General features: G+C 70.9%; 19 protein-coding genes. 5 read left to right on the plus strand and 14 right to left on the minus strand.

The window, feature by feature from the left end; translation table 11 throughout:
* The first annotated feature begins 179 nt into the window (after nucleotides 1–179).
* The gene (locus tag ACFS27_RS01145) at nucleotides 180–1,640 is read left to right on the plus strand and encodes an HNH endonuclease (protein ID WP_377183566.1); all 1,461 of its coding nucleotides are present in this window, start codon (nucleotides 180–182) and stop codon (nucleotides 1,638–1,640) included.
* A gap of 6 nt (nucleotides 1,641–1,646) precedes the next feature.
* Here ACFS27_RS01145 and ACFS27_RS01150 read toward each other — a convergent pair whose 3' ends face one another.
* From ACFS27_RS01150 to ACFS27_RS01165, 4 genes are all read right to left on the minus strand, one after another.
* Nucleotides 1,647–2,159: a histidine phosphatase family protein gene (locus ACFS27_RS01150; RefSeq protein WP_377179494.1), complete on the minus strand. Its 513-nt coding sequence runs from the start codon at nucleotides 2,157–2,159 to the stop codon at nucleotides 1,647–1,649.
* A gap of 318 nt (nucleotides 2,160–2,477) precedes the next feature.
* Nucleotides 2,478–3,104, minus strand: coding sequence for a LysE family transporter (locus ACFS27_RS01155; RefSeq protein WP_377179496.1), 627 nt, complete (start codon nucleotides 3,102–3,104; stop codon nucleotides 2,478–2,480).
* A 53-nt stretch (nucleotides 3,105–3,157) separates the two neighbouring features.
* Nucleotides 3,158–4,855 (minus strand): copper resistance CopC/CopD family protein, encoded by a 1,698-nt coding sequence (locus tag ACFS27_RS01160; protein WP_377179498.1) that lies wholly within the window; start codon nucleotides 4,853–4,855, stop codon nucleotides 3,158–3,160.
* Complete coding sequence (locus ACFS27_RS01165; RefSeq protein WP_377179500.1) at nucleotides 4,855–5,541, minus strand: YcnI family copper-binding membrane protein; 687 nt, start codon at nucleotides 5,539–5,541, stop codon at nucleotides 4,855–4,857. The genes ACFS27_RS01160 and ACFS27_RS01165 overlap by 1 nt, the downstream gene beginning before the upstream one ends.
* Before the next feature lie 193 nt (nucleotides 5,542–5,734).
* Here ACFS27_RS01165 and ACFS27_RS01170 point away from each other — a divergent pair, with 193 nt between their 5' ends.
* The gene (locus ACFS27_RS01170; protein ID WP_377179502.1) at nucleotides 5,735–5,959 is read left to right on the plus strand and encodes a tautomerase family protein; all 225 of its coding nucleotides are present in this window, start codon (nucleotides 5,735–5,737) and stop codon (nucleotides 5,957–5,959) included.
* Between the two features lie 71 nt (nucleotides 5,960–6,030).
* Here ACFS27_RS01170 and ACFS27_RS01175 read toward each other — a convergent pair whose 3' ends face one another.
* From ACFS27_RS01175 to kduI, 8 genes are all read right to left on the minus strand, one after another.
* Nucleotides 6,031–11,787: a LamG-like jellyroll fold domain-containing protein gene (locus ACFS27_RS01175; RefSeq protein ID WP_377179504.1), complete on the minus strand. Its 5,757-nt coding sequence runs from the start codon at nucleotides 11,785–11,787 to the stop codon at nucleotides 6,031–6,033.
* 143 nt (nucleotides 11,788–11,930) lie between these two features.
* The gene (locus tag ACFS27_RS01180; RefSeq protein ID WP_377179506.1) at nucleotides 11,931–13,418 is read right to left on the minus strand and encodes an aldehyde dehydrogenase family protein; all 1,488 of its coding nucleotides are present in this window, start codon (nucleotides 13,416–13,418) and stop codon (nucleotides 11,931–11,933) included.
* 78 nt (nucleotides 13,419–13,496) lie between these two features.
* Nucleotides 13,497–14,489: an ABC transporter permease gene (locus ACFS27_RS01185; protein ID WP_377179508.1), complete on the minus strand. Its 993-nt coding sequence runs from the start codon at nucleotides 14,487–14,489 to the stop codon at nucleotides 13,497–13,499.
* A 2-nt stretch (nucleotides 14,490–14,491) separates the two neighbouring features.
* Nucleotides 14,492–16,054 (minus strand): sugar ABC transporter ATP-binding protein, encoded by a 1,563-nt coding sequence (locus ACFS27_RS01190; protein WP_377179510.1) that lies wholly within the window; start codon nucleotides 16,052–16,054, stop codon nucleotides 14,492–14,494.
* On the minus strand, nucleotides 16,051–17,088 hold the full coding sequence (locus ACFS27_RS01195) for an ABC transporter permease (RefSeq protein WP_377179512.1): 1,038 nt from the start codon (nucleotides 17,086–17,088) through the stop codon (nucleotides 16,051–16,053). Before ACFS27_RS01195 ends, ACFS27_RS01190 begins: the two co-directional genes overlap by 4 nt.
* 2 nt (nucleotides 17,089–17,090) lie before the next feature.
* Nucleotides 17,091–18,173: a sugar ABC transporter substrate-binding protein gene (locus tag ACFS27_RS01200; protein ID WP_377179514.1), complete on the minus strand. Its 1,083-nt coding sequence runs from the start codon at nucleotides 18,171–18,173 to the stop codon at nucleotides 17,091–17,093.
* A 79-nt stretch (nucleotides 18,174–18,252) separates the two neighbouring features.
* On the minus strand, nucleotides 18,253–19,056 hold the full coding sequence (locus tag ACFS27_RS01205) for an SDR family oxidoreductase (protein WP_377179516.1): 804 nt from the start codon (nucleotides 19,054–19,056) through the stop codon (nucleotides 18,253–18,255).
* Nucleotides 19,053–19,871 carry a 5-dehydro-4-deoxy-D-glucuronate isomerase gene (kduI, locus tag ACFS27_RS01210; RefSeq protein WP_377179518.1) on the minus strand — a complete coding sequence of 273 codons (819 nt, stop codon included), beginning with the start codon at nucleotides 19,869–19,871 and terminating at the stop codon, nucleotides 19,053–19,055. Before kduI ends, ACFS27_RS01205 begins: the two co-directional genes overlap by 4 nt.
* A gap of 176 nt (nucleotides 19,872–20,047) precedes the next feature.
* On the opposite strand from kduI, the gene ACFS27_RS01215 reads away from it, so the two are divergent.
* Nucleotides 20,048–20,851, plus strand: coding sequence for an IclR family transcriptional regulator (locus ACFS27_RS01215; protein WP_377179520.1), 804 nt, complete (start codon nucleotides 20,048–20,050; stop codon nucleotides 20,849–20,851).
* Nucleotides 20,852–20,875: 24 nt separating this feature from the next.
* Here ACFS27_RS01215 and ACFS27_RS01220 read toward each other — a convergent pair whose 3' ends face one another.
* Nucleotides 20,876–21,784, minus strand: coding sequence for a 1-aminocyclopropane-1-carboxylate deaminase/D-cysteine desulfhydrase (locus tag ACFS27_RS01220; RefSeq protein WP_377179522.1), 909 nt, complete (start codon nucleotides 21,782–21,784; stop codon nucleotides 20,876–20,878).
* A 113-nt stretch (nucleotides 21,785–21,897) separates the two neighbouring features.
* Between ACFS27_RS01220 and ACFS27_RS01225 the strand changes: the two genes are divergently transcribed.
* A complete protein-coding gene (locus ACFS27_RS01225) occupies nucleotides 21,898–23,751 on the plus strand; it encodes a LamG-like jellyroll fold domain-containing protein (RefSeq protein WP_377179524.1) in 1,854 nt (617 codons plus the stop codon).
* A gap of 162 nt (nucleotides 23,752–23,913) precedes the next feature.
* Nucleotides 23,914–24,786, plus strand: coding sequence for an alpha/beta hydrolase (locus tag ACFS27_RS01230; RefSeq protein WP_377179526.1), 873 nt, complete (start codon nucleotides 23,914–23,916; stop codon nucleotides 24,784–24,786).
* Here ACFS27_RS01230 and ACFS27_RS01235 read toward each other — a convergent pair.
* A complete protein-coding gene (locus ACFS27_RS01235) occupies nucleotides 24,737–25,360 on the minus strand; it encodes a TetR/AcrR family transcriptional regulator (RefSeq protein ID WP_377179528.1) in 624 nt (207 codons plus the stop codon). The genes ACFS27_RS01230 and ACFS27_RS01235 overlap by 50 nt on opposite strands.
* Nucleotides 25,361–25,450: the final 90 nt, after the last annotated feature.

Consider the following 25,450-nt stretch of genomic DNA (forward strand, 5'->3'; position numbering starts at 1 on the left):
TGGTTCGGCAAGCAATACGAACGCTTGTGCGATATGTTGATCGCATGGCACGGACGGTCGAGGTGACGACTCAGGCAGGCGATGAGCCCGCCGGGTCGGTGCTGCCCGTTGGTGGTGCTGCGGTTCCTGGGGTCGTCGATGTCGCGGAGGTCCGCGCTGTGCGCGAGATGCTGGCGGGCATGATCCTGCCAGGCGCCTCCAACAGCGGGTCTCCAGCCTCGAAGGAGGTGCAGGCGCAGTGGGTGGACCTGCTCAGCGAGCTCGAAGCAGTGAAGAACGCTGTGACGGCGACGCAGGCGCGGTTGGCCGTCGCACTGGACGTAGCCACCCGGGCCGGCGAAGCCGAGCAGAGCATTCGTGCTGAGCGGCGGGGTCGTGGTGTGCCCAACCAGGTCGGTGCGGCGTTGCGGTGCAGCCCGCATGCGGGTGCCGGGTTCCTGAGCACGGCACGCGTCTGGGTGACCGGGATGCCGCACACGTTCAACGCTCTGCGCACCGGGGTGCTCTCGCAGTGGCGCGCAACCCTGCTGGTCTGGGAGACCTCCCACCTGTCGGCGGAGCACCGCGCCCAGATCGACGAGGAGATCTGCGGACCCGCCAACCTCGCGGCGCTGGCCCGGACAGGTACCCGACGACTGGCCGCCCGAGTCAAGGAGCTGGCCGCCCAGCTCGACGTGCACGCGTGCGTGAAGCGCAACGCGAAGGCCGCCTCGCAGCGGTGCGTCAGCGTGCGCCCTGCCCCGGATCTGATGGTCTACCTGACCGCGCTGGTGCCGATGCAGCAGGGCATCCAAGCGTATGCGCAGCTCAAGAAGCACGTAGAGGCGACCAAGGCGACCGGGGACGAGCGTGGGACCGGGCAGATCATGGCCGACACCCTCATCGAACGCATCACCGGCCGCGAGCCCAGCCGCGCCGACGAAGTCCCTGTCACCATCAACCTCCTCGTCTCCGACCAGACCCTCCTGGCCGGCGGTGACCAGCCCGGCGTGATGGTCGAGGGCAGCCCCGCCGGAGTGGGCGCCGTCCCGGCGACCGTGGCACGTGAACTCGCCGCACACGCGATCGACGCCGACGCGGCATGGCTCCGATCGATCTACGTCGACCCTCACGGTCGCCTGCTGGCCACGACGTCGGCCTCGCGGTTCCACCCGCACGGCCTGGCCGCACTCCTGCGCGCCCGCGAACAGGGCATCTGCGGCACATCCTGGTGCGACGCACCGGTACGCCACATCGACCATGTCATCCCGCACGCTCAGGGCGGGCGCACCAGCCTGGACAACGGGCAGGGCCTGTGCGCCCGCTGCAACCACGCCAAACAAGCACCGGGCTGGGAACAGCAGACCACCGAGGTCGAGGGCCGGCACGCAGTAGAGACGACCACCCCGACAGGGCACACCCATGTCGCGGTCGCCCCACCCCCGCCGGAACCGGTGCGGAGCGAGACTCCGCCATGGACCCCCGCCGTCGGCATGGGCAGACCCAGTGCTCGTGCGTCACGCAGCCGATACTCCATCGGCTGCCGGACAACGCCCGCCCACGGCACCATCGCCTACCGGCCGCACCGCAACCGAGGTCCCGGCCGCCGGACGTCCCGACGACCACAACGGCAACACCGGGCCGACCTCACCTGGGTGTAGAACACGTCAGTACTCGACGACGATGACGTCCGGCATCGACAGCCCACTCCATCGCTCGAGGTCCGGCTCCGCACCGGTGAGCTCGGCGACCAGCAGCGTCCAGGCGGTCCCGTGTCCCACCAGCACGACGTCCCGTCCGACATGCTCGGCGAGGATCCTCCGGACGGCCGCGCCCACTCGCTGCCGCGTGCGGGTCAGGGGTTCCCAGCCGTCGTGGACGACCTCGTCCGGCCGCGCGAACGCCTCGGCGACGGTGCTGGAGAAGTCCTCGACCCAGCCCGCGGTGCGGTCGTGCTCGCGCAGGTCGTGCACGACGCCCACCGGTCGTCCGGCCAGAAGCTCCGCCGTCCGCGCAGCCTTGGGTTCGGGCGAGGTGAACCAGGCCGCGCCGTCAGGTAGTTCACCGCTGACGCCACAAGCAACGACGTCGTCCTCGTGACCCGGATCGAGAATCCACTCCGAAGCGGGTAAGGACGGGTCGACCGTCGGCCGCCCGTGCCGCACCAGGTAGAGACTCACGGGAACTACAGTTCCGCATGGTCCACGTCGTCGACAAGGATGGGCAGCCCATGTACTCGACCCGGACCGGGGTATCCATGGGGCCGGTCGCAGTGGTGGTCACGACTCATGACGGCGCACCAGGCCTGGACCTCGACCGAGCTGACGACGTAGCAGAGTTCAGCATCCTCGTGACACAGCATCCAGCGACAATCAGAGAGTGACGTACCAAGCCACCTGAGTTGATCTCTCCTTGAGCCGTCGTCGTGGAGCGCCACGGCGGCCTCGGGAACGTGCCGCAGACGCGAGCTCGCCGCCCGCCGGGTGGCGCGCCGACCGTCAGTGCATCGCGGCGAGGAGCACACCCACGCCGACGAACAGGCTGCCGAACACACGGTTGATGATCCGTTGCCCCGCCTCTCCAGCGGTCAGCCGGCCGAGCCCACGTGCGGCCGTCGCGAAGAAGAACCACATGACGACGACGTCGATGACGACGACGGTCGCCGCGAGAACCCCGTACTGAGCCAGCATCGGGCGATCCGGCCGCACGAACTGCGGGACGAACGCCAGGAAGAACACGATCGCCTTCGGGTTCATGAGGTTCACCAGGAGCCCGCGCCGGAACATGGACCAGGCGGGCTCAGGGAGCCGAACGCCCCCGACCTCACCGGTGTCCGCCCCCTGCCTCGCCAGGAACTGCCGGACGCCGAGGTAGACCAGGTAGGCGGCGCCGGCGTACCGGATGGCGTCGAACAGCCACGGGGTGCTGGCGACCAGCACGCCGACACCCGCCGCGACGATCACGAGGTGCATCAGCAGCGCCGCCTGCTGACCGAGGATCCCCCAGATCGACCGGGCCCAGCCGGAGGACAGCGAGTTCGACATGGTGTTGATCGCCCCGGCGCCGGGCGTGAGGGAGATCAGTACGCCCGCACCGACCAGGGCGAACCAGAGCGAGAGCGGCACGGCGGACAGCATACGGTCCTACCGGATCTGGCCGAAGTCACCGGCGGAGCACCTCACGGCACCTGGAACGTCACCGTCTTCACCGGGTTGTCGAACTCCGTGGTGCGCAGCGACACCTGCACCTCCCACTCGCCCCCGGTCGGCAGCACCACGTCGCCGGCATAGACGCCCGGGCCGAGCGAGCTGACCTGCACCACTCCGAGGTCGACGTCCCCGGACGTCAGGCTGAGCTGCGGGGCCTCGTAACCCTCGGCGGGCTCCCCTGCCGCGTCGGTCATCTCGATGGTGAGGGTGGCCGGACCGACGTCCAGGGGGTCCAGCGTGATCTGCGCCGAGATCTCGTCCAGCTGCACGGGCTCACGGGCGCCCTCGCCCGCACTCTGCCCCGCACTCTCGCTGGCGGTGACCACGTCGGTCTCGGGGCTCCGGTCCACCAGGAAACCGGTGATGACCAGGATCCCGACGAGCACGCCCGCCTCCGCGACCGCCGTTCTGACCACGAGCGTGGCTGGGGACCCACGGTCGCGGCCGCGGGTGGCCGCACTGAGGCGTGGCATCAGGGAGTACCGGTTCCACGCGGCGAGGGCGACGGCGACGAGTGCGGCGAGGACCTTGACGAGGAGGAGAGCTCCGTAGCCGGAGTCGAGGAGCGCGTCCCAGCTTCCGGCGATCCTCCAGGCGAGGAACGACCCGGCGGCCACGAGCACGGCCAGCAGCCCGGCCGCCCAGGCCGAGAACCTGCGGAGCACGACGGCGCCGGAGTCCCCGCGCGCGAGGTCCCCGAGCACCAGCGCGATCGCCACCAGGCCGCCGAGCCACAGGGTCCCGGCGGCCAGGTGCAGCACGTCCACGCCGATCACCAGTGCCTCGGGTGTGGTGGCCCTCGTATGGCCGGTGAACGCCGGCGCCGCGACCGCGAGGACGCAGCCGGCCAGTACCAGGGCGGCTCTCGGCCGGCCCGGTGCGCCGCCAGCCGGCAGCGCGCCCACGGCCAGCGCGAGCCCCACGACCACGGCGGCAGGGACGGCGTACTCGGCCGGCGCGAGCGATGACCAGGTCGAGCCCTCTGTGATCGCCGAGGCCGGTAGGCCGAGCTGGTAGAGCGCCACCAGCGGCACGGCCAGCCACCACGCGAGCGCGGCGACTCCGGCCGCCGCACGAGCGACGGGCCGGAGCCGGGCGCGCGAGCGGTCGGCGCTCCGGTCCCGCGGAAGGAACAGGACCGCGAAGGCCGCCACCCCGGCAGCCAGGAGCAGACCCACGTAGCCGAGACCGCGGACGAGGCCCAGCAGGACGGGCGCGTCGGTGGCCGCGTCGGCGCTGGACGTCTGTACGTCCACCACGTCGCTGGGAGCGCCGACGGCGAAGGCCAGCGAGCCGCCGATCGGGTGCCCGTCCTCCGACACGAGCCGCCACAGGACCACGAGGGTGCCGTCCGCGACCTCCTCGTCGAGGTCGACGAGGAGCTGCGACTCCCGGACCGAGGCCGAGGAGTCCACCTCCTCCCCGGTCGCGTCGAACACCTTGATCCCCGCGGGAACACCGATGACGGACTCGTTGAAGGTGAACGTGACCCGCTCGGGGGCGGCGTCGAGCACCGCGCCTTCCGCCGGGTCGGTACTGAGGAGGGTCGCGTGGGCCGCTGCACTGCCCGCCGGGCCGAGGAGAAGTGCGGAGACGACGGCGAGCAGGAGCAGCAGGCTGCCGGTGCGCCGCCCGGCGCTGCGGCGCCGCCCTGCGTCGAGGCGCATCACTGGCGCCGGCGGTGCCGCAGCAGGACCGCCCCGCCCACGAGGATGCCCGCGACCAGGACGCCGCCCGCGCCGAAGGGGACCAGAGGGTCGCTCTCCTCGGCGCCGGCGGTCATGCGCACTGTCACAGGGCTCGGCGCCTCGCGGTCGGCTGCCGGGTCGGTCGCTTCACTGTCTGCTGCCGGGCTCGGCGCCTCAGCGCCACCGGAGGTCACGACGACGACGGGCGCCGGCCTGTCGAGCGCGTCGTGGCCCTCCGCGTGCTCGGCGACCTCGGTCCAGGCCGCCTCGCCCTCCTCGCACTCCTGGATGACCGGGAAGACGAGCGTTGCGCCGACGTCGTCGGGCAGCCGTACGGAGAACTCGACCTGGGCGTGCTCCCCGTCCGGGAGGGGCTCGTCGGTCGTGTAGGTCAGGCCGTCCGCGGCCTGGTCGGCCGTCCAGCGGTCCGTCCCGGTAGCGGTCACGTCCGCGACGCCCTCCGGCATCCGGATGGAGATCCCTGTGGTCGCCGACTCGTCGCACCCGTGCGGGATCTCGACCTGGAGGACGGCCGTGGCGCCCGCCGCGGTGGTGGACGGGGTGATGGTCACGTGGGCCGTCGCCGGCGTCGCCCCGAGGGCCACGAGGCCGGCTGCGGCGATCCCGGAAAGGGTCACGCGACGGACGACAGTCCTGCGATTCATGAACGACTCCCCGACGTTGGAGGTGGCTCGCACACCAAATCAGCCCGCTGAACTCCTGTCAAGAGTGTGAACTGAGCGGCTGAAATCATGGACGACACCGTGCTGTACGCGTACCTTGGTTCATGTCACTGAATCAAGGTCGCCTCTGTGAACAGACTGCTGGGTGCGGAGCGGCCACCTCCGGAGGGAAGACATGCCCAACATCACTGTCGAGCTGCTGCGCGGCCGGACCATCGAGCAGCGCCGCGACTTCGCCAAGGCCGTTGCCGACAGCGCCGTCGAGATCCTGGGTGCTCGACGCCAGGACGTCCGCATGGTCTTCAGCGAGATCACTCCCGACATCGTCGCCAACGGCGGTGTGCTCGCCAGCGAGGACGAGAGCCGCGCCGGCGTGGTCGCGGCACTGGCCGACGACTGAGCCTGAGCGACTCGGTCGGCACGCGGCGTGGGCCCGGAGGATCCATCCTCCGGGCCCACGCCGCTCCCTTGCTATCGCACTCTGGTCGTCACCCTGGTCTCCGCCGCAAGGGCGAGCTCGCTACCGAGGTAGGACGCCGTCAGCGTCAGGTCACCCTTCTTGGGCTTGGGCACCTCGAAGCGGGCCCGGCCGTTCTCGACGGTCCCGACGAGCGTGGGACCGTCCTGGACGGCGACCCGCACCTCCCCGGTCACCGGGACCTCGTTCGCCGCGGTGAGCGACACCTCGATGACGGCCTGCTTGCCCGCCTTCGTCGCCGAGATCTCCATGGTGGGCACCACCTTCTCCACCGTGACCCTGACCTTCGACGAGGAGGCCCGGTGGTCGGCGTCGCCCCCGTAGCGAAGGGTCAGGTCGTGCGTCCCCGGCAGGAGCGAGGTGGCCGGCAGGACGAGGGTTCCTCGCCCGTCCGCGATCGTGGCCGTCGCGAGGGCCGTGTCGCCGTCGTGCAGTTCGACCGCACCTGTGGCCGTGTCGGGTGACACCGCCACCGAGACCGTGCCCGCCGTGCCGTAGGTGATGGGCAGGGCCACTCCGGCCACCGCCGTCACCGCAGGCGACTTCACCGTGATGGTCACCGTCGCCGCGGCGGAGAGGTCTTCCCCGTCATCGGCCCGGTAGGTGAAGACGTCCTTTCCGGAGAACCCGGCGTCGGAGGTGTAGGTGAAGGCCCCGTCCGCCTCGAGGGTGACCTTGCCGTTGGCCGGTTGGGTGACCCCGGTCGCGGTCAGGACGTTCCCGTCGGCATCGGTGTCGTTGGCCAGGACCCCCGGGGCCGGGAGCGTCAGCGGCTCCCCGCCGACGGCCGAGTAGGCGTCGTCACCCGCCTCGGGTGCCGTGTTGACCGGCGGCTGCTCACCCTCCTCCACGGTGATGGTCACCGTCGTCGCCGCCGACGTCGCGGTGCCGTCGGAGGCCTTGTAGGTGAACGTGTCCGTGCCCGCGAACCCGCTGTCGGGCGTGTAGGTGAAGGCCCCGTCCGCCTCCAGGGTGACCTCACCGTTCGCGGGCTGCGTGAGCCCGGTCGCCGTCAGGTCGTCGCCGTCGGCGTCGGTGTCGTTGGTCAGGACCCCCGGCGCCTGGACCGTCAGCGGCTCGTCCTCGACGGTGCCGTAGGCGTCGGCGGCGCCCACGGGCGCCGCGTTGACCGGTGTCCCGGCATGGAGCTCGCCCACCTGTTCTCCGGTCAGCTCGTAGCCGAACATCCGGAAGTCGTCGACCAGCCCGTCCCAGCGGGCGTCTCCCCAGCTGGTGCCACCGATCAGGTTGGTCGTCGTCTGGCCGCCCACCCCGACGTCACCGATGGTGACGGTGAAGTCGTCGCGTGTGGCCTGGAGCTCGCCGTCGAAGTAGATCTTCCCGACCGAGCCGCTCTGAGTGAACACCACGTGCGTCCACTCGTTCAGCGGCAGGTCGTTGCCCTGGCCGAGGACCAGCCGCTCCTGGGCGCTGCCCGGGGTGCCTGGCGCCTTGAACGTCGCGGCGAAACCGGTCGCGCCGCTGGTCTGGGTGTTGGACTGCAGCAGGAAGAACGTGTCCGTGCTGCTACCGATCTGCAACAGCGGGACCCAGGTGGGCAACGCGTCCGGGCGCGCCCACACGGAGACGCTGAACTGGTCGTCCATCCCCGCCTCGATGTTGTCGGGCAGCTCGACCTGGTTGCCCGTCGACGCCGCACCACCGGGCAGGTTGACCCCCGCACCGAACTTGCCGTTCGGGGTCCAGCCGGCTGCACCGGAGAGCGTCGCCGCCCCGACCGAGCCGTCCAGGCCGGTGTTGGCAGCGGTGGAGCCCTGGCCCTCGTCGAAGGCGTAGTGGATCGGTGTCCCCTCGCCCGGCGGCGGCCGCTCGACCGTGTGCTGCACGGTCTGTGCGGAGTCGCGCCACCCGTCGGCGGCGAGGAAGCGGACCTCGATCTCGTGCTCCCCAGGGGAGAGCGCGACATCGGTGAACCGCACCGCGCCGTCGACGACGTCGACCTGCCCACCGACGCGGGACCCGTCGGCCCACAGCTCGGCGACGCCAGAGGGCGCCTCGCCGGCACCTGCCGCGATGACGGCAGAGACCGTGACCGGCTCGGCGAACGGCGACGGGGAGCCCGGCTCGACGGTGACCGTCGTGGTCGTGGCGAGGGCGGTGCCGTCGGCGTACATCGCCGCGATGTCGGCGTCGCCGAGCGTCGAGGAGTAGACGCGGACGTCGTCCATCAGACCGTCGTAGGCCGGGTCGGGGAAGCCGTTGCGGCCCAGCCAGTTGTTGGCCGTCGGCCCGACGTCGGTCATGTCGATCGTCAGGTCGGAGCGGGACGCGACCGGCTCACCGTTGAGGTAGAGCGTGCCGGTGGCACCCTGCCGCGTGAACGCGACGTGGTTCCACTCGTCGACCGCCACGTCACGGGTCGGCGTGGCGTAGACCCGTTCCTGCAGAGTCGCGCCCTTTGCCTTGAACGTCGCCGCGAGCCCGGTAGCGCCGGCGGCGTTGGTCTGCGTCTGGATCTGGAAGAAGCTGCCCCCGTCCCCTAGTCCGTCCCCGATGTGGAAGAGGCCGGCCCAGTCGGACTTCGTGTCCGGCCGCACCCAGAACGAGGTGGTGAAGTCCTGCTCGCCCTGGAGCAGGTTGTCGGGCAGGTCGACCGCGTTCGCGTTGGACCCGCCCGTGAGGTCGACGGCGTCGCCGGGCACGCCGTTCTCGCTCCATCCGGTAGCTCCGGTGAGCGTGGCAGCGCCCACCGACGCGTCCGTCCCGGTGTTCGCGGCGCGGGTCCCGGAGCCCTCCTCGAACTCGTAGTGCACCGGGATGTCGGAGGCGCCAGGATCCGAGCCCACGATCACCAGGTCGTCGATCATGACGCCCGCCCCGGAGTCTCCGGCGGCGATCGTCAGATCCTCCGAGCGCGCCCCGGCGACGAAGGTCCCGACGTACTTGTCGAACTTGTCCTTCGACGACACGTCCGGCGCTGCCGTCAGTGTGGTCGACAGGTCACCGATCGAGAGCTGGGCGGTGCCCGGCGCGGTGCCGGCGGACCGGCTGTCCCTGGCGTAGCGCAGCGAGACGCGGTACTCGCGGTTCGGGTCGAGGCCCTTGACCGTACGGGTCAGGCTCCCCTCGCTCCCCACGCCGAGGTGGTAGCCGGTGAGGCCGAGGCCGCCCTGGCTGGGCGCGGCCGCACGGACCAGCTGGACCTCGCTGTCGACCTCCCACGGGGACATCCGGCCGTTGCCCGGCGCGACGTCCACGACTGCCGGCGGGTTGGCGGAGCGCCACTCGGCCGGGATCCGCGGGTACTCGAGCTGGTCGACCAGGTGCGGCGCACGGTCGTCCATGGCGACCTTCGGGTCGATCTGGACGATGTCGGCGACGGACGGCGTGCCGTCCTCGTCGAAGACGAAGAGCATGTACGCACCGGGCGGGGCGTACGTGCCGTCGACAGGGGTCTCGACGGTCAGGGCGCCGTCGGTCTGGGAGAACGCCAGGTCCTGGAAGTTCTGGTCGTTGTTGAACCCGTGCGTGACCGAGCCGTTGCGGACCAGCGTGACCCGGGAGACCGGGCCGTCGGCCTGCACGTCGAACGTGCCGTCGTAGCCGACCTTCTTCGGCACGCCGGTGACCTCAGGACGTGCAGCGGGCTCGTCGCCGTCGAACAGGTAGGACGGGGAGTAGAACTCCACGTCCGTGTAGTTGCGCGGACCCGGCGTACCGCCGCCGCCCAGCATCAGGCGACCGTCGGGCAGCAGCAGCGCGGTCGAGTGGTAGAGGCGGGCGTGCTCGTAGGGCACCTCCACCTCCGTCCACTCGCCGGTGTCGGGGTTCCAGATCTCGGCGTTGGTGACATAGCCACCGTTGCCGTTGTTGTCGCGGGAACCGCCGGTGACGATGACGTTGCCGTCGGGCAGCACGGTGGACGTGCCCCAGTGCCTGGCGTGCTGCATCGGCTCGGTCGCCTCGACCACCGGCGCGTCGGTGCCGCCGGTGATGTCGACGGTGAAGCCGGCGCGGGCGCCGTCCGGGCCCCCGCCGTTGGCCCACCAGCCGCCGCCGACCTGCAGGATCTTGCCAGGGCGGTACATGGTCGCCGTGGACGTGGCACCGACCGGGTTGCCGAGCCCGTCCTGGTCGGCGATCTCGGCGGGCAGCGTGCCCCGGAGGATCACCTCACCGTCGCCGGAGGGGTCGAGCTCGTACATCTGCGTGCCGGTGATGTTGAAGACGTTGCCGTTGCCCGGTGCGACGAACGCGCGGGGGTACCACCAGCGGTTCTCGTCGGGCCCGTTGCCGTTGCCGCCGTCGCCGTACGCGGCCGCGCTGGTGGCGCCGTCAAGGAGCTTCCAGGAGCTGCCTTCGTCGGGCGTGTAGATCTCGGGCGTCAGCACACCGGGACCACCGGGGCCGCCCTTGAGGCTGCCGCCCTGCACGACGACCGAGCCGTCGGGGAGGGTGGTGCCCGTCGGGTACCAGCGCGGAAAGTTCATCGGCGCCTCGTCGCGCAGGCCCTGGTTCGTCGTGTAGCTGGTGACGCCGAGCGACGCGTCGTTGGGTGCGTTGCCGCCCAGGCCGTCGTCACCGCCGACGGTCATCGTGGCCCGCCGGTGCGGCATCTGGACCTGCATCGAGCAGAACAGGTCGGTGTACGTCGAGTTCGAGACGATCCCCGAGCCGACGTTGGCGGCCGTCCGTTCCTCTGCGGGATCCCAGACGTCGATCTCCATCTGGCCGCCCTGGGTGACGCACGAGTTGCCGCCGAAGTCGTACGGCGTGCCGTCGGTGCAGCCGGAGGAGACGCTGCCGAAGGACTGGACGCGGCCGTCGGACGTCAGGGCCGCGTTGATCGGCACGAGCGGCCAGGGGGTGACCCCGCTCCAGGAGCCCTGCTCGGCCTTGTCCGGCGCCGAGCAGTCGGCCGTGAGAAGGCCGGCCGAGTAGGCGAGACCGTTCTTCATGTGCGTGCGGATCGGGGCCTCTGCGTACGCGGAGCCCTCGTGGCCCATGCCCGAGTACCAGGACCGACCGGAGTCGATCTCCTGGCACCAGGTGATCGGGTGGGTGGTGCCGTTGGCGCCCATCCCGTACGACGACTCGTCGGCCTCGAGGAGGGTGCGCACGTGGGGGGCCGGGTTGACCAACCAGTCGTACCACTCGTCGCTGCGGGTGAAGTCGGCGGGCAGACCCTGGGTCAGCGGGTGCGAGGTGTCCTTGACCACGACCCGGCCCGGGCGCACCGCTGGGTTCTCGGGGTGGCCCTCTGACACCGCGCCGACGAGCCGGGCGTAGAACGGGTTCACGTCGTGCTCGCTCTGCCCGACCGACCAGCCGGCGTAGTGCAGGCCCATGTATCCGCCGCCGTCACGGATGTAGGTCTCCAGCGCGGCGCGCTGGGCCACGTTGAACAGCACGCCTCCGGTCTGGGCGAAGACCACAGCGTCCTTGGTCGCGAGGTTCTCCGTGGTGAACGCGGCGGGGTCGTCCGTCTCCTGGATGTCGACCGGCTGGGAGTACTCCGCACCCAGGTCCGTGGCGAGGTCGCGCACGGCCTGGCGGGCCTGGACGTGGGAGGCGTGGAAGTTCGGCTTGTAGAACAGCAGGACCCGCAGCTCGCCGTCGTCGACGGATCCGGCGGCGGCCTGCTCGGCCGAGGTGGGCGCGGCCTGCGCGACGCCGCCCCCGAGGGGCACGGCCAGCGCGAGGGCGGTCAGCATGGCCGCCAGGTGCGCGGGCACCCGGCGGAGGCGGCGCGCTCGGCGCCGCGGGTCAGGTCTGCGTAGCAGGTTCATCGTTGATCCCTTTTCGCACGTGGTTCATGGACATGGAGGCAGCCCGGGGCAGCCGAGCCTCCGCAGAGGTCGGCTGCCCGGACCTGACTCCGGGTGTTGCGGTATTGGTTCTCGTGCTCCTCGTCAGCGCCTGCGGCGCCGGCTCAGCGGAGCTCTGCGATGACCGTCTTCAGCTCCGTGTAGTCGTCCAGGCCGAACGACCCCAGCTCGCGGCCCCAGCCGGACTGCTTGAAGCCGCCCCGCGGGAGGGTGACGTCGTCCGCGTGCCAGGTGTTGAGCCAGACGGTGCCGGCGCGCAGCCTGCTCCCGACCCGGTGGGCCGTGCTCAGGTCGCGCGACCACACGCCGGCCGCCAGGCCGTAGACCGTGTTGTTGGCCGCCGCGACGACCTCGTCCTCGGTGTCGAAGGGGATCGCCGTGATGACGGGCCCGAAGATCTCGTCGGTCTGGACGGCCATCTGCTCGGTGACACCGGTGATGAGGGTCGGCGCGAAGAAGTAGCCGTTGTCGGCGGCCGGGTCGGGGCTGCCCGCTGCGAGCGTGGCGCCGTCGGCCACCGCGCCCCGGACGTAGCCCATGACCTTCTCGTGCTGCTCCTGCGAGACCAGCGGACCCATGGTGGCCGCCGGGTCGAAGGCGTCGCCGACCTTGATGGCCTTCGCCGCCGCGGCGACGCCCTCGACCACCTGGTCGAACACCTCGCGCTGGACGTAGAGACGCGAGCCGTTGACGCAGCACTGCCCCTCGTTGAAGAAGCCGGCCAGGGCGGCGCCGGCGATCGCGGCGTCGAGGTCGGCGTCGGCGAAGATGATGTTGGGCGCCTTGCCGCCGAGCTCCAGCGACACCTTCTTGAGGCTCTTCGAGGCGCCGGCGGCGATCTTCTTGCCGACCTCGGTGCTGCCGGTGAAGGCGACCTTGTCGACGCCCGGATGGTCGACCAGGGCGGCGCCCGCGTCCCCGAACCCGGGCAGGATGTTGACCACGCCGGCCGGGACACCGGCCTCCAGCAGCAGCTCGCCGAGCCGGAGCGCGGTGAGCGGGGTCTGCTCGGCCGGCTTGAGCACGATGGTGTTGCCCGCCGTGATCGACGGGACGATCTTGAAGCAGGCCATCGTGAGCGGGAAGTTCCAGGGCACGATCCCGGCGACGACGCCGATGGCCTCGCGGCGGGTGTAGGCGTGGAAGTCGCGGCCGGGCACCGACATCGGGATGGTCGTGCCCTCCATCTTGGTGGCCCAGCCGGCGAAGTAGCGGAACAGCTCGGCGGCCACGCCGACGTCGCCGCGGGCCGACTCGAGGCTCTTGCCGTTGTCGAGGGACTCGAGCTGCGCGAACTCCTCGGTGCGCTCCTCGATCATGTCGCCGATGCGCCACAGCAGGTGGGAACGGTCGCGCGGCGTCATCTTCGACCACGGGCCCGTCTCGAACGCGTTGCGGGCGGCCACGACCGCCCGGTCGGCGTCGACCGCTGAGGCCTGGGCTACCTGGACGAGGACCTCCTCGGTCGCGGGGTTCACCGTCGCGAAGGTCTGGCCGTCCTTCGCGTCCACCCACTCGCCGTCGATCAGCAGCTGCCTGGGCGAGGAGAGGAACGAGGAGACGGCGGGCAGGAGATGGGGATTCTCGGACATGGGGAGCCTTCCGTGTTTTCGGGATTCGGGTTCGGGGTTCGAGGTCGGCCGTGGGGCCGGGGCGGGGTCGGGCCGCGGCTACTTGATGATCAGCACCTTCGATCGGTCGAGGGTGAGCGCGACGGCGGCGACGATGATCGCACCGTAGAGGATCTGTTCGTAGGCCGACGGGACCCCGACGATCGGTAGCCCGACGCGGAGCAGGGTCACCACGAGGGCGCCGGCGAGGCTGCGCCACAGCGAACCGTGACCACCGGTGATGGCGGTGCCGCCCACCACGATGGCCGCGACCGCCGGCAGCAGCAGGTTGTCGGCCATGGTCGGGCTACCGCTGAAGTTCCGGGAGACGAGCATGACAGCGGCCAGACCGGCGCAGGCGCCGGAGAGCGTGAACGCGGCGATCTTGACCCGGTCGACCGGGGTGCCGGCCAGCCGGGCCGCCGACTCGGAGTAGCCGGTGGCACGGACCCAGCTCTCCAGCGGCGTGAGCCGGAGGACCAGGGAGACGACCAGGACGACGACCAGCGCGACGACGAAGGACATCGGTACCACGCCGCCGACGTAGAGCGTGAGCCAGTTGGTGGCCTCCCGGTCGACCACCCGGATCGGTCCGGCGTCGGAGATGACCAGGGCGATCGCGGTGAAGATGCTCATCCCGCCGAGCGTGACGATGAACGAGGGGATGCGGAACAGGACGTGCGCGACGCCCTGCAGCGCCCCGATCGCGCCGGTGGCCGCGATGATCGCGATCATGGTGAGCCCGCCGAGGTCGGGCAGCCACAACGCGAAGAGGACCGTGGCCAGCGAGCAGAGCGCGGCGATCGACAGGTCGATGCCGCCGCACAGGACCACCAGGGTGGCGCCGGCCGCCAAGACCACGAGCGGCGCCGAGGTGCGGATCGCGGCCGTGAGGCTGTTCAGCGTCAGGAAGCCGGGGTCGGCGATGGTCAGCGCAGCCAGCAGCACGACGAGCGCGATGACCGGCATGAACGACGTGAGCCGCTGGCCCACGGTGGGACGGCCCGCGACGGCCGGGTCAGGGGCCGGCTGGGTGAGGACGGGAGTGGACATGGTCAGACCATCTCCTTGACGAGGTCGAGCGGTGTCGGCTTGCCGCCGGCGGGGGCGGCCACCTCCGTGGTGGCGCGGCCATCGCTCATCACGATGATCCGGTCGGACATGCCGATCGCTTCCTCGAGGCTGTCGGCCAGCAACACCGTGGCCACGCCGCTGCCGGCGAGCTCACGCATCAGGCGGTACACCTCGGAGCGCGCCCCGATGTCGAGGCCACGGGTCGGATGGTCGAGCAGCAGCAGCCGGACGTCCCCGGCCACCAGCCAGCGGGCCAGGACCACCTTCTGCTGGTTGCCGCCCGACAGGCGCTGGATCGCGGTACCCCGGTGCGGGGTGCGGATCGAGAGCCTCTCGATCCATTTGTCGACCAGCGTCGCCTGTTTCCGCGGCCGCACCAGCGGGCCGCTGCAGCGGGACTGCTGCTTGGTGAGCGTCATGTTGTCGGCGACCGACATCGGGCCGACCATGCCCTCGGTCTTGCGCTCGGCCGGGACGTAGCCGACGCCGGCGGCGCACGCCGCGCGGGTGCCGGACAGGTCGAGCCGCTCGCCGTCGAGCACCACCTCGCCGGCGGTGGTGGGCTCGGCGCCGAAGAGCGCCCGGCACACGTCCTCGCGGCCGGAGCCGTGGACACCGACGATGCCGACGATCTCACCGGCGTGCACGTCCAGGTCGACGTCGCGGAAGGTCTTGCCAGAGAGCCCACGCACCACGAGGCGGGGCCTGCGGGGCTCGTCCGACTGCTCGGCGGCGGTGCCGTGGTAGTGGTCGTCGGACCCGGTCGAGCCGATCATCATCCGGTGCAGCTCGGCCGGAGCGGCGCCGGCGGCGGGCACCTCGCCCACCGACTGGCCACCACGCAGCACGGCGACCCGGTCGCAGACGTCGAGCACCTCGTCGAGCCGGTGCGAGACGAACACGACCGACGCGAACTCGCGCAGCCGGCGCACCTGGGTGAAGAGGGTCTCGATCTCCTTCGACTCCAGCACCGAGGTGGGCTCGTCGAGGATGATCACCGGCGGGTGGGACGTGCGCTCCTCGATGCGCAGCACCTTGGCGATCTCGACCATCTGCCGGTCGGCGAAGCTCAGGGTGTCGGTGCGCGCGAGGGGGTCGATGTGCGACCCGATCTTGTCCAGCTGCTCCTGCGCGAGCCTGCGCATCGTGTTCCAGCGGTAGATGCCGCGGCGCACGCCCGGCCCCTCGCTGCCGAGCACGATGTTCTCGGCGGCGGTGAGGTTGGGCACGAGCGACTGCTCCTGGAACACCATGCCGATGCCGTGGTCGGCGGCGTCGACGATGTTCTTGAGCCGCACCTTCTCGCCCCGCACCCAGATCTCGCCGGCGTCCGGCCGCACCAGCCCGACCAGCGCCTTGAGCAGCGTGGACTTGCCCGCACCGTTCTCGCCGGCCAGGCCGAGCACCTCGTGCTGGCGTACGACCAGGTCGACGCCGTCGAGCGCCTTGACACCCGGGTAGTGCTTGACCAGACCGCGTACCTCGAGGGCGTGCTCGGGTGCTGGCACCCGCGACTCGGGCTGGATCTGCAGGTTCGTGCTCACTTCGTCACCTGGTTCCTACGACGCTGTGGGATGACTGCGGCCGCGACGGCCGCGACGACGATGAGGCCCTGGACACCGCCCTGCCAGTAGGGGCTCACCCCGACCTGGACGAGGCCGTTGGTCAGGACCGTCACCAGCAGGACTCCGACCGTGGAGTGCAGGATCCCGCCGCGACCACCGATGAGCAGCGTGCCGCCGACCACGGCCGCCGTGATGGCGGAGAAGTCGTAGCCCCTGCCCGCCTGGACGAGGCCGGCGCCGAGCTGGCTGGTGACCATCACGCCGGCGAGACCGTAGAACGCGCCCGCCATCGTGAAGACCGCCACCTTGTAGGGAGCCACCTTGACCCCGGAGAGCGCCAGCACCTCCTCGGCGCCGCCGATCGCGAAGGCGTACCGCCCGAGGCGCGAGTAGCGCTGCACCAGCCAGCCCACGAGCACACAGGCGAGGGCGATCCAGGTCAGGCGGGCCAGACCGAGGAACCTCTCGACCGCCCAGCCCTCCAGCATCGTGTCGGAGACGTTGGGCTGCACGCCCGCGAACATGAGGGTGGCCACGCCGAGGCCGACGGCGGAGACGCCGAGGGTCGTCATGAACGACGGCACCTTCAGCACGACCAGGGCGAGCCCGCTGAGGCAGCCGAGCCCTGCCGCGAGGAGGACGGCGATGACGACGCCGAGGATCCCGAGGTCGTTGTCGTTGCGGTTGTTGGCGACCAGGAGGGCGACCGTGATCGCGGACGCCCCCATGATCCCCGGGGAGGACAGGTCGATCGACCCCATCATCAGCACGAAGCTGATGCCGCAGGTCACGACCGCCAGGACCGCCGCGGCATCCAGGACGTTCTGCACGTTGGAGATCGTCCGGAAGTCAGGGCTGAGCACCGCGAAGACTCCGAAGATGACGACCAGGGCGATCGGCGGACCGGCGTCCGTGAGCGATATCCCCCGCCGAGGCCGGGGGCGCTGCGCGTTCGCGACCTCAGAGTCAGCCGCTGTGCCGGCCCCTGTGCCGGCTTCGGTGGGGGATGTCATGGTCACGACATCGCGCCCTGCGAACGGCTGAAGAGGCTGTCGCACGCGAAGTCGGCCTCGCTGGTCTCCGGGGAGACGAAGTCGGCGACGTTGTCCTGCTCGATGAGGAACTGCTCGGCGAACCAGGCGCGGTCGTCGTCGGCGATGTCCTCGACGGCGAGCTCACCGGTGGCCACGCAGTAGCCGATGGCCAGGCCGATGCCACCCTGCCACGGGCCGTCGCTGGAGACGGTGGCCGTCATGGTGCCGTCCTGGATCGCCGTGAGCGCGTCCGGCACCGCGTCGATGCCGACCACTGCCACGTCGTCACGACCTGCCTGCTGCAGTGCTTCGAGCGCACCGAGCGCCATGTCGTCGTTGGCGGCCCAGATGCCCTTGAGGTCGTCGCCGTGCTTGGTGAGCAGCGTCTTGGTCACCTCGAGGGCCTCGGCGCGGGAGAAGTTCGCGGTCTGGTCGTCGAGCAGCTCGACGTCGGGGTTGGCAGCCAGCGACTCCTCGAGCCCGGCGAAGCGGTCCTTCGCTGCGCCGGTGTCCAGGATCCCCTGCAGGGCGACGATGCCGCCCGAGCCGCCGATCGCCCCGGCCAGCGCGTCGCCGATCTGCTTGCCGGACTCCACGCCGTCGTAGGTGATGTGGGAGAGCCAGGAGTCGTACTCCGTGACGTCGAGGTCGGCAGGCTTGTTCCACTGGGTGACGAGGTAGGCGCCCGCCTCCTGGGCTCCCTCGACGATGGGCGGGGTGTCGGAGTCGCCGTTGGGCAGGATGTTCATGACGAGGCACTCGGTGTCGCCGGCGAGCAGCTGGCTGATCTGCTCCTGCTGACGCGTCGAGTCACCGTCGTAGGTGAGCCGCTCCTGGGTGAGGCCGACCTGCTCGGCGAAGGCGTCGCCGCCGTCGAGCCACGAGGCCTCGTAGGGGTTGGACTCGTTGCGGACCTGGCCCACCAGGGTGACGTCAGAGGGTTCGCAGCCGCCGGCTGCGGTGGCCGTGCCGCCCCCGCCGGCTGCTTCGGTGCAGCCCGTGAGGGTGGTGGCCGCCAGGGTGATCCCGATGACGGCGGCCGTGGGTCGAGAGGTGAACTTCATTGTCGTTCCTCGATTTCGTTCGATGCCGTGTGGTGCTGTACCGCGGTGTGGCGGTGGGACTGAGGGAGGAGGGCCGGTGTCAGCGAGCCATCCAGCCGCCGTCGACGGCCAGGACGTGGCCGTTGACGTAGTCGGCGGCGGAGGAGCTGAGGAACACGGCCGCTCCGGCGATGTCCTCTGCGGTGCCCCAGCGGCCGGCCGGGATGCGTTCGAGGATGGAGCGTGAGCGGTCCGCGTCCTCGCGGAGCGCGGTGGTGTTGTCGGTGACCATGTAGCCGGGCGCGATGGCGTTGACCTGGACGCCGTGGGGTCCCCACTCGTTGGCCAGCGCCTTGGTCACCCCTGCGACGCCGTGCTTGCTGGCGGCGTAGGACACCACCCGCAGGCCGCCCTGGAAGGACAGCAGGCTGGCGATGCTAACGATCTTGCCGTGGCCTCGTTCGACCATCGGCCGACCGAGCTGCTGGGTGAGGAAGAAGAGCCCGTTGAGGTTCACGTCGAGCACCCGCTCCCAGGAGTCGCGGCCGACGGCGACGGAGTCCGCTCGGTCGATGATCCCGGCGTTGTTGATCACGACGTCGATCTGACGCGAGCCGTTCAGCTCGGCGCTGACCTGCTCGACAGCGTCGAGATCGCCCACGTCGAGGTCGACGACGTCGACCTTGACGCCGAGGTCGGCGACCAGGTCGCGGGTGGCTTCCTGGTTGCCCGGCCGGCCGAGCAGGACGACGTCGGCCCCCGAGCGGGCGAGGCCGAGCGCGATCGCCTGGCCGAGGCCACGCCCCGCGCCGGTCACCGCCGCGCACCTGCCGTGCAGGTCGAAGGGTGAGCGTGCCTCTGCGGTGGGCTCTGTGGTGGGCTCTGCGGCCGGGTAGGTGGTCACAGGTCCTCCAGCGCCACGGGGCTCAGGTCGGTGTAGGCGTTGTTCTCGCCGGCCATGGCCCAGATGAAGGCGTACGACCCGGTGCCGGACCCGGCGTGGATCGACCACGGCGGGGAGATGACTGCCTCGCGGTTCCGCAGCACGAGGTGGCGCGTGGCGCCGGGCTCGCCCATGAAGTGGAAGACGCGGTCCTGCTCGTCGAGGTCGACGTAGCAGTAGATCTCGGTGCGGCGGGCGTGCAGGTGCGGCGGGAAGGTGTTCCAGACCGAGCCGCTGGACACGACGGTCACGCCGAACTGGAGCACGGAGGACTCGACGTCCTTGCCCCAGACATAGCGGAAGAGGTTGCGCTCGTTGGCCGCCTCGGCCGAGCCGAGCGCGACCGGCTCCACCTCGCTGTGGATCAGCGCCTTGGTCGGGTACGTCGCGTGGGCCGGGGCGGACACGAAGTAGAAGGCCGCCTCCGCACCGGCGAAGGACACCTCGCTCCCCCGCCCGACGAAGAGACCGTCGAGGTGGTCGAGCTCGAACTTCTCGCCGTCGACGACCACTCGGCCGGCGGCGCCGACGTTGATGATGCCGAGCTCGCGACGCTCGAGGTGGGTCTCGGTGCCCAGCACCTCGGTCCAGGCAGGCAGACCGACCTGGCCGGCGCCCGGAACGGCTCCACCGATCACCATCCGGTCGTCATGGGTGTACGTGCCCCGGACCTCACCGCTCACGAACAGGTCTGGGACGAGGAAGTTCTCCCGCAGGTCCGCAGTAGTAGCCGTCTCCGCGCTGGACGGAGATGTCGAGTATCGAACCTGGATCATGAATCACCCTTGGTCTGTGAACTGTGTTCGTCTATGTGAACTGGCTCGACCCTAGACGTGATCCCGCTCACTGGTCAAGGGGTGGAAACGTGTCCACGTATGCGAACTCGGGGGTAGGGTGAGAATCACCCCCCGGGGCGGTCCCGGTGCCCGGGAAGGACCAGAGGAGAGCGTTCATGCAGCTTCAGAAGGAGCTCCAGAGTGAGACGACCGGCACCAACGACGCCGGGCCGGTCAAGTCAGCGGCCCGTGCACTGGATCTGCTGGACGACATCGCGGCCAACGGCCCTGGAACCCAGCTGCAGCTCTCGACACGCCTCAACATCCCCAAGAGCAGCCTCCACGCGCTGCTCCGGACGATGACCCACCGGGGCTGGCTGCAGACCGACCCGACCGGGAGCGTCTACCAGCTCGGCATCCACTCCCTCGTCGTGAGCTCCGCCTACCTCGACGGCGACCCGGCGCTGGCACGTGCCACCTCCGTGCTCGACGAGGTGGCCGCCGCCACGCAGGAGACGGTCCACCTCGGACGCCTCGACGGCGCCGACGTCATCTACACGGCCAAGCGGGAGTCGGTGCACCCGCTGCGCATGCACTCTGCCGTCGGGCGCCGGCTCCCGGCGTACGCCACCTCGCTGGGCCGCGCCCTGCTCGCCGAGATGCCGGTCGAGGACCGCCGCGACCTGGTACCCGAGTCGATCTCCGCGATCACACCGCGCACGACCACCGACAAGGAGGCCGTGCTCGAGATCATCGACCGAGCGGCCGACCAGGGCTACGCCACCGAGAGCGAGGAGTCGTGCATGGGTGTGCGCTGCTTCGGTGTCGCGCTGCCCCTGAGCCACGAGGCCGTCGACGCCATGAGCATCGCGGTGCCGATCAGCCGGCTCGGCGACGGGCGCGAGGATCTCATCATCGAGACCCTGCTCAGCATCAAGGCGCGCCTGGCGGCCGTGCAGGGCAACAGCATGGTGCGCTGAGGATCCTGTTCACCCGGCCGGCGACTAACGCGCCGGCGACGCGAAGTCGGGGCCGGTGATCACCGCCACGATCCTCGTCCCGGTGGGGAACCGCCCCCGTGCGACGAGGTCGTAGACGCCGTACATCATCTTGGCCACGTACACCCGGTCCAGGCGCACGCCGTGCCGTGCCTGGAAGTCGTCGACGAACTCGGTCAGCTCGGGCTTTGCCCTGGCGTACCCGCCGAAGTGGTAGCCGGTCTCGATCTCCCAGTTGTCGGTCACCTCGCCGAGACCGGCACGCTGGAGCGCGGCGACGTCGTCGGACAGGAAGTTCCCGCCCTTCAGCGAAGAGAAACCGATCGCCTGCTGTCCGGGCTCGCGGCCAGGCGCGAGCCCGGCCGCGATTCCGGCAAGCGTCCCGCCGGTGCCGACGCCGCAGCAGACGACGTCGAAGCCCTCGTCGATCTCACTGATCATCTCGGCACACCCGCGCACGGCCAGGGCATTGCTGCCGCCCTCTGGCAGCAGGTAGAAATCGCCGTGCTCCTCTTCGAGGCGGTCAACCACGTCGGGGTCGGTCTTGCGCCGGTACGTCTGACGGTCCAGGTACGCCAGCCGCATGCCGTGGTCGACCGCGAACTGCAGCGACGGGTTCAGCGGGTCGTGCGCCTCGCCCCGGATCACGCCGATCGTCTCGAACCCGAACAGCGCGCCGGCAGCGGCCACCGCCCGGATGTGGTTGGAGTACGCGCCGCCGAACGTCAGCAGCCGCGCGGCCCCGGCGGCCTCGGCTGCTTCCAGGTTGTACTTCAGCTTGCGCCACTTGTTGCCCGGCAGGTCCGGATGGATCAGGTCGTCCCGCTTGAGCAGCACCCGCACGCCTGCTGCGTCGAGACGCTCGTCGTCGAGCACCTCGACCGGTGACGGGAGCAGCAACGCGGGCGCGGCCATGTCGGGCAGTCTGGCATTCCGCGGCCGGTACGGTGCATGCCGGTGGTCGTATGGTCAGCCACCGTTCGACTCCGCGTCATCCCGGCGCCAGCAAGCCCGGCCACGATGCCCGTGTGGAAAACAAGGTCTCCCGCCGGTCCCTGCTCCAGGCAGCGGCAGCTCTCCCGATGATCTCAGCAGCGTCCGCGACGGTCAGCGCACCGTCGGCGGCCGCAGCGACGACGCCCGCCACGCCGCACGGCGGCCGGCCCGACACGACCGACCCGCAGTTCACGATCGCCGTCCTGCCCGACACGCAGTACCTCCTGGACGACGGCGGCTCCGACGCCGAACCGGTGCGCGCGACACTGCGCCACCTCGTTCGTGAGCAGGCGCGGGACAACATCGTCTTCATGGCCCACCTCGGCGACGTGACCGAGCACGGCACGGTCACCGAGATGCAGGCGGCGAGCCGCGCGTTCGACGCAGCGGGCCGCCTGTCGTACAGCGTGCTGGCCGGCAACCACGACGTCTCCGGCGACGACCAGCGAGGCGACTCGCCGTACCTGCGCACCTTCGGGCCGCGGCGGTTCTCGGGGATGAAGACCTACGGCGGCTCCTCCCCCGACGGCTACAACAGCTACCACGTGGTCCGCGGTGGCGGACGCGAGTGGCTGGTCCTGGCGCTGGACTGGCGGGTGTCCGACGCCGGGCTCACGTGGGCGGAGGGCGTGCTCGACAAGCACCAGCTCCCCACGATCCTGACCACGCACGACATCGTGTGGGCCGAGGACGACGGCCAGGCCCACCTGTCCGGCAACGGGCAGCGTCTCTGGGACCGCCTGATCCGGGGCAACGACCAGATCTTCCTCGCGCTCGGCGGGCACTACTGGCCCTCCGGCCGCACCACGATGACCAACGACGCAGGCAACCCCGTGCACCTGCACATCACGAACTACCAGGACCGCTACTACGGCGGGGCAGGCATGGTGCGGTACTACGCGTTCGACCTCGCTCGCGGCGTGATCGACGTCGAGACGTTCTCGCCCTGGCTGCTGGGCAAGGACGACCGCACGCCGCTGGAGGCGGAGCACGTGGAGCTCAGCGGTGACGTCGACCGGTTCACCGTCGAGATCGACTTCGACGAGCGCTTCGCCGCCTTCGCGCCGCCGGTGCTGCCCGCACCGCTCCCGCCGTCGGCAGTCATGCCGCGGGGCACGGTCGCGTACTGGCGGTTCGACGAGGCCGGGCTCGCCACCGCGGGGGCCGACGGCACCCCGGTCGCGCCGGGCACCGTCGCCCGCGACCTCACCGGCAACGGCAACGACCTCACCTCCCAGCTCCTGCACGCGAGCGCCCCGGAGGCGCTGACCTGGTCGGCCGAGCATCATGACGCCCAGCCGGCCCGCGGGAGCCTGCGGTTCGACGGCGGCAAGGGGCCCGATCGCGGTGCGGTCCTGCGGACCGGGCCGAACGCCCCGGTCAACAGCGCGACGTTCGAGTCCGGCTACACGATCGAGACGTTCCTCAAGCTGCCAGAGCCCTTCGAAGGCGATCACTCCTGGATGGGCATCCTCAGCTGGGAGGGCCGCGCCGGCGACGCGGGCAAGCACAGCGGATGGTCCGACGACGAGCCGACGTGCAGCCTGAACCTGTCGGGCGAGCGGTTCCTGCAGTTCGTCGTCTACCCCGTACCGGTCGATGCCGACCCCACGTCCTGGAGCCACGCGATCCCGGTCGGCCGGTGGATGCACGTCGCGCTCGTCAACGACGGCCGGCACACGGTGATGTACGTCGACGGCTCGAAGATCGCGCGCAACGCCTCCGAGGAGTCGCGGGGCATCTCGACGCTCGGCAAGCCCTTCGCCATCGGCGGCACCCAGTCGGCCGAGCGGTACGGACAGGGCTTCTACGGGTGGATCGGTGACACGAGGATCGTCTCGCGCGCACTGCGGCCGGAGCAGTTCCTCACGGCCAGGGGCAAGTGACGAGGCTTCCCACGATCGAGCCCTGACCCCTCTCGGCAGCGGGCTCCGCGGCCACCTGGCCACCATGCTCGACTGGATCGAGGACAACACCGAGCCGACGCGCGAGGCGTCAGTGGTCTGGTTCTGGTCGACCGCGAACGCTCGCCCGGCGGAGACTGAGGCATGGCAGCGTCACGACGCGCGGTGCGGTGGGCGGCACTGACGGCCGGCATCCTTGCGGGAGTCATCGGCCTGACGGTCTGCGCCGCCTGGCTCGGCCAGGACGCGCTCGTGTACCACCCCGATCGCTCGTCGCCGGGCCCGGCAGCGTCATCGCTCGACGGCGGCGTCGACGTCACGCTGGCCACCGCCGACGGGCTCGATCTGGAGGCCTGGTTCGTCCCGCCCGCGCCCGAGGTGCGCGACCGTGAGGTCGCCGTCCTGGTCGCGCCAGGCAACGGCGGCAACCGGCTCGGGCGCGCCGGGCTCGCCGAGCTGCTCACGGAGCGCGGTTTCGCGGCCCTCCTGCTGGACTATCGCGGCTATGGCGGAAACCCCGGCCGGCCGTCCGAGACCGGGCTCGCTCTGGACGCCCAGGCTGCCCAGCGGGCACTGGCCGAGCGGGGCTACCCGCCCGAGCGAACGATCTACTTCGGCGAGTCGCTCGGCACCGGAGTGGTCGCCGCGCTCCAGGCCGAGGTGTCGCCCGCCGGTCTCCTGCTGCGCTCACCCTTCACCTCCTTCGCCGACCTCGGCTCCCACCACTACCCCTTCCTGCCCGTCGAAACCCTGCTGCGGGACCGGTACGAGGTCCTCGACCACGTGGCCGCGACGCAGGTCCCGGTCACCGTCGTGCACGGCGACAGCGACGACGTCGTGCCACCGGCTCAGAGCGAGGCCGTGGCGCGCGCCGCGCCCCGGCTGGTCGAGCACCTGGTGCTCCCGGGGGCTGGGCACAACGACGCCGTCATGTTCGGGCCGAAGGTCGCAGAGGCCGTCGTCCGGCTCACGGAGCACGCCGTCGCGAACCGCCCAGCGCGCCCAGCAGCGTCCTGACCAGTAACTCGACCCGGGCGCCGACGCCGTCGGCCGGAGTGTCCGTGGCGGCGGCCAGCGCCGGTGAGCCACTGGGAAGCTCGTGCACCTCGTGCAGGAGCGCGACATAGAGACGCCGGCACCAGGCCGGATCGTCGACGTCAATCTCTCCCGCCCCATGGAGCCGGACGAAGAGCCGCTCCAGCCCTTCCTGCATCTCGGGGTCGGACGCGGGGCCGCCGGCGCTCTGCGCGGTGGGAGTCAGCCCGATGACGAACGGGTGACTGATCTTCAGCTCGAAGGCCATCTCGGTCAGGCGGTACAGGCCGACCAGTGGCGGACCGGTCATCACCCGCGCCCGCTCGAACGCGCTCCTGTAGCGGGCGTTGAGATCCTCGACCAGCGCGTCGAGCAGCGACTGCCGGGACGGGAAGTGCCGGTGCACGGTCGCCCGGCCCACTCCCGCCGTCGCGGCGATCTGCTCCATCGAGGCGCTCGGGTCGCCGGTGAGCACGCTCTGCGCGGCGTCGAGGATGCGGGCGATGCTCTGCCGCGCATCCGCTCGCACCGGCCTGGACCGGACGTCCTCCCCCATAGCGCGACCACCTCCCGCGCACATCCTAACCGAGCCATCTCCGTCGCCGCGCTGGCATTACCTGAGACATGGTTGTCTTGGTTATTGACG

It is taken from the genome of Promicromonospora vindobonensis (assembly GCF_042685865.1).
Classification (GTDB): domain Bacteria; phylum Actinomycetota; class Actinomycetes; order Actinomycetales; family Cellulomonadaceae; genus Promicromonospora; species Promicromonospora vindobonensis.

Excerpts from the sequence above, each read along its gene's own strand:
- ACFS27_RS01145 (WP_377183566.1), top strand. The coding sequence starts at position 180 with ATGATCCTGCCAGGCGCCTCCAACAGCGGGTCTCCAGCCTCGAAGGAG.
- ACFS27_RS01160 (WP_377179498.1), bottom strand. The coding sequence starts at position 4,855 with ATGCGCCTCGACGCAGGGCGGCGCCGCAGCGCCGGGCGGCGCACCGGC.
- ACFS27_RS01165 (WP_377179500.1), bottom strand. The coding sequence starts at position 5,541 with ATGAATCGCAGGACTGTCGTCCGTCGCGTGACCCTTTCCGGGATCGCC.
- ACFS27_RS01170 (WP_377179502.1), top strand. The coding sequence starts at position 5,735 with ATGCCCAACATCACTGTCGAGCTGCTGCGCGGCCGGACCATCGAGCAG.
- ACFS27_RS01175 (WP_377179504.1), bottom strand. The coding sequence starts at position 11,787 with ATGAACCTGCTACGCAGACCTGACCCGCGGCGCCGAGCGCGCCGCCTC.
- ACFS27_RS01180 (WP_377179506.1), bottom strand. The coding sequence starts at position 13,418 with ATGTCCGAGAATCCCCATCTCCTGCCCGCCGTCTCCTCGTTCCTCTCC.
- ACFS27_RS01185 (WP_377179508.1), bottom strand. The coding sequence starts at position 14,489 with ATGTCCACTCCCGTCCTCACCCAGCCGGCCCCTGACCCGGCCGTCGCG.
- ACFS27_RS01195 (WP_377179512.1), bottom strand. The coding sequence starts at position 17,088 with ATGACATCCCCCACCGAAGCCGGCACAGGGGCCGGCACAGCGGCTGAC.
- ACFS27_RS01200 (WP_377179514.1), bottom strand. The coding sequence starts at position 18,173 with ATGAAGTTCACCTCTCGACCCACGGCCGCCGTCATCGGGATCACCCTG.
- kduI (WP_377179518.1), bottom strand. The coding sequence starts at position 19,871 with ATGATCCAGGTTCGATACTCGACATCTCCGTCCAGCGCGGAGACGGCT.
- ACFS27_RS01215 (WP_377179520.1), top strand. The coding sequence starts at position 20,048 with ATGCAGCTTCAGAAGGAGCTCCAGAGTGAGACGACCGGCACCAACGAC.
- ACFS27_RS01220 (WP_377179522.1), bottom strand. The coding sequence starts at position 21,784 with ATGGCCGCGCCCGCGTTGCTGCTCCCGTCACCGGTCGAGGTGCTCGAC.
- ACFS27_RS01230 (WP_377179526.1), top strand. The coding sequence starts at position 23,914 with ATGGCAGCGTCACGACGCGCGGTGCGGTGGGCGGCACTGACGGCCGGC.
- ACFS27_RS01235 (WP_377179528.1), bottom strand. The coding sequence starts at position 25,360 with ATGGGGGAGGACGTCCGGTCCAGGCCGGTGCGAGCGGATGCGCGGCAG.